Below are 2,791 nucleotides of genomic sequence, written 5' to 3' on the forward strand. Positions count from 1 at the left end.
TGAGCGAGCACATGCGGGTCCTGATCGCGGCGAAGCTCGTGCGCGCCAAACGGATCAAGCAATGGACGATGTACCGGCGCGACGAGGACGCGATCGCCGCCGTTAAGCGCGTGATTCACGACAAGGTTTGAGAAGGGGAACGATCATGATTCTCATCGGCCAGTATGATTCGCCTTTCGTCCGCCGCGTCGCGATTGCGCTCAAACTGTACGGCATGCATTTCGAGCACCGGCCGTGGTCGACATTTGGCGATGCCGACAAGATCGCGCGTTACAATCCCCTGCGACGGGTGCCGACGTTCGTGCTCGACGACGGCTATTCGCTGATCGAAAGCGCAACCATCCTCGACTATCTCGATGAACTCGCGGGTACCGAGGCCTTGATTGCCGAGAGGGGGCCCGAGCGCCGCCGCTGCCTGAAGACCTGCGCGCTCGCCACCGGCCTTGCCGACAAGGCGGTGAGCCTGCTCTACGAGCATGTGCTGCGGAAGGATCAGCAATCCAGGATCTGGGTCGAGCGATGCGAAACCCAGATCGGCGACGTGCTGGATGAGCTCGAAAAGCAGCGCGCGGCGATCAAGACGCCGTTTTGGTTCGGCGTGAAAATCGGTCATTCCGATGTCGCAGTCGCTTGCGCGCTGCGCTTTGTGCGCGAGGCGCATCCGAATTTGTTCGATCCGGCCCGCTGCCCCGCGCTTGCCGATCACGCCGCGCGTTGCGAGGCGCTGGAGGTGTTTCAGGAAATCGTACAGCCTTTGATTCCGCCGAAAGGGTAAGCGCCATCGTTGATGAGCTGGCCGTACGGTCAGGCTTTTGGCGGATTAGCGCGCGCCGTCGGCGAGCCACGCGGCGAGCACCGCGCGCTCCTCGGCGCTGATTTCGGTGATGTTGCCGGGCGGCATGGCGCTCGACCAGGCGGCATTGCGCCCGATCAGGCGGCTGTTGCGCATGATCGCTTCCGGATCGTCGAGGCGGACGCCCTTTGGGGCGGCAAGGATGCCGTCGAACACCGGCTCGGCGGCATGGCACATGCTGCAGCGGGACAGCACGATGTCTTGCACTGCCGCGAAATCATGCTTGGGCACGGCCGTGGCGGCCTTGGCGTCGCGAGGGCCTGCAGTCGTGAGCAGGGCGATCGCGATCATGCCGATCGCCGCCACACCCCATACCCACCACGGCGATTTGCGCCCGGCGTGGCGCTCGTTGAAGAAGTGGCGGATCACGGGGCCGAGCGCCAGCACGATCGCCGCGATCAGCCAGTTGTAGCGGGTGCCGAAGATCAGCGGGTAATGATTGCTGATCATCAGGAAGACGACCGGTAGCGTCAGATAGTTGTTGTGGACCGAACGCTCCTTGCCCTGCTTGCCGTATTTCGGATCGGGCTTCTCGCCCTTGAGCAGGGCTGCGATCACCTTCTTCTGGTTCGGGATGATCAGGGCGAAGACATTGGCGACCATGATGGTGCCGATGATCGCGCCGATCTGGTTGAAGGCGCCGCGGCCGCTCAGCACATGGGTAAAGGCGTAGGTCAGCGCGACCAGGAAAATATAGCCGCCGATCGCGAAGGGAAGTTCGTAGGCCGAAAGGCCGCTGCGGCAGGCCGCTTCATAGAGCAGCCAGGCCAGCGCCAGGCTACAGAAGCTGAACAATGCGGCCTGCGTCGGCGTCAGGTCGAGCACCGACTTGTCGACCAGAAACAGTTCGGCATCGAGGTAATAGACGATGACCATCAGCACGAAGCCGGACAGCCAGGTGGTGTAGGCTTCCCATTTGAACCAGGTCAGCTCGCTCGGCATTTTCGCCGGCGCCACCAGGAATTTGATGATGTGATAGAAGCCGCCGCCATGCACCTGCCAGGCCTCGCCATGGGCGCCTTCCGGCAAGCCCTCGCGCGGCTTCAGTTCGAGGTCGAGATGGATGAAGTAGAACGAGCTCCCGATCCACCCCACCGCCGCGATCACATGCAGCCAGCGGAAAATAAGACTGGCCCATTCCGATAGTATCGATGCCCACATCGCCCGCTCCGTCCCTCGTCCCGATTCTGTGTCGCATTGATCCGGACGGTTTTCCAGCGCTTCCGGTTTGCAGAAGAAGAGGGTAGTTTGCCCAAAATTGCATCATGTGGACTTCGCCGGGCTGATCCGGTTCAATGGTAGTGGGCTGACCCAAAGGTGGGACGAATGAAAAAGCTTCTTCTGTGCGCGATGCTGGTGGCGGCGGCAACGCCGGCCTTCTCGCAAACCAAGCCCAAGGCGGGCCGCGCGGATCCGTGCGCGCCGATCGGCCAGACCGCGAACCGCGAGCTGGTGTACCCGATGGGCTGCAACAACCTGCCGGCGCCGCCTCCCTTGCCGCCGCAGGCCGAAGTTCAGCAGGCGCCCGCGCCCGCCCCCGAGCCCGAAGCCCGGCGTAGCGGTCTTTTCGGCATGTCGTTCGATTTCAGCGGTGGAACCACCCAGTCCGGCCAGGGCCGCACCCCGTAAGCGTATAGAGCGCATGTCGCAGAAACCGCTCGAGGAATTGAACGCCTGCACGCAGGGCGACTTCGTCGCTGCGCTCGCCAATATCTTCGAATATTCGCCCTGGGTTGCCGAACAGGCTTTTGCCGCGCGTCCGTTCAGCGGCATCAATGCGCTGTTCGCGGCGATGAAATCCGCGGTCGAGCACGCGCCGCAGGATCTGCGGCTGGCATTGATCAAGTCGCATCCCGATCTTGCCGACAAAACGCGCCGCGCCGCGGAGCTCACGGCCGAATCGACGGCCGAGCAGAACAGTCTCGGGCTCGACCGGCT

At 63.1% G+C, this 2,791-nt stretch carries 4 protein-coding genes; 3 read left to right on the forward strand and 1 reads right to left on the reverse strand.

Annotated elements, in window-relative coordinates; all coding sequences use genetic code 11:
- Positions 1–145 precede the first annotated feature (145 nt).
- Complete coding sequence (locus VFL62_RS11145; protein ID WP_325172430.1) at positions 146–775, forward strand: glutathione S-transferase family protein; 630 nt, start codon at positions 146–148, stop codon at positions 773–775.
- Positions 776–820: 45 nt separating this feature from the next.
- Here VFL62_RS11145 and VFL62_RS11150 read toward each other — a convergent pair whose 3' ends face one another.
- On the reverse strand, positions 821–2,014 hold the full coding sequence (locus VFL62_RS11150; protein ID WP_325172431.1) for a urate hydroxylase PuuD: 1,194 nt from the start codon (positions 2,012–2,014) through the stop codon (positions 821–823).
- 165 nt (positions 2,015–2,179) lie between these two features.
- On the opposite strand from VFL62_RS11150, the gene VFL62_RS11155 reads away from it, so the two are divergent.
- Positions 2,180–2,482 carry a hypothetical protein gene (locus VFL62_RS11155; RefSeq protein WP_325172432.1) on the forward strand — a complete coding sequence of 101 codons (303 nt, stop codon included), beginning with the start codon at positions 2,180–2,182 and terminating at the stop codon, positions 2,480–2,482.
- Between the two features lie 13 nt (positions 2,483–2,495).
- The coding region (gene uraD / locus VFL62_RS11160; protein ID WP_325172433.1) for a 2-oxo-4-hydroxy-4-carboxy-5-ureidoimidazoline decarboxylase at positions 2,496–2,791 on the forward strand (296 nt) is incomplete at its 3' end.

It is taken from the genome of Bradyrhizobium sp., from assembly GCF_035701725.1.
Lineage (GTDB): Bacteria > Pseudomonadota > Alphaproteobacteria > Rhizobiales > Xanthobacteraceae > Bradyrhizobium.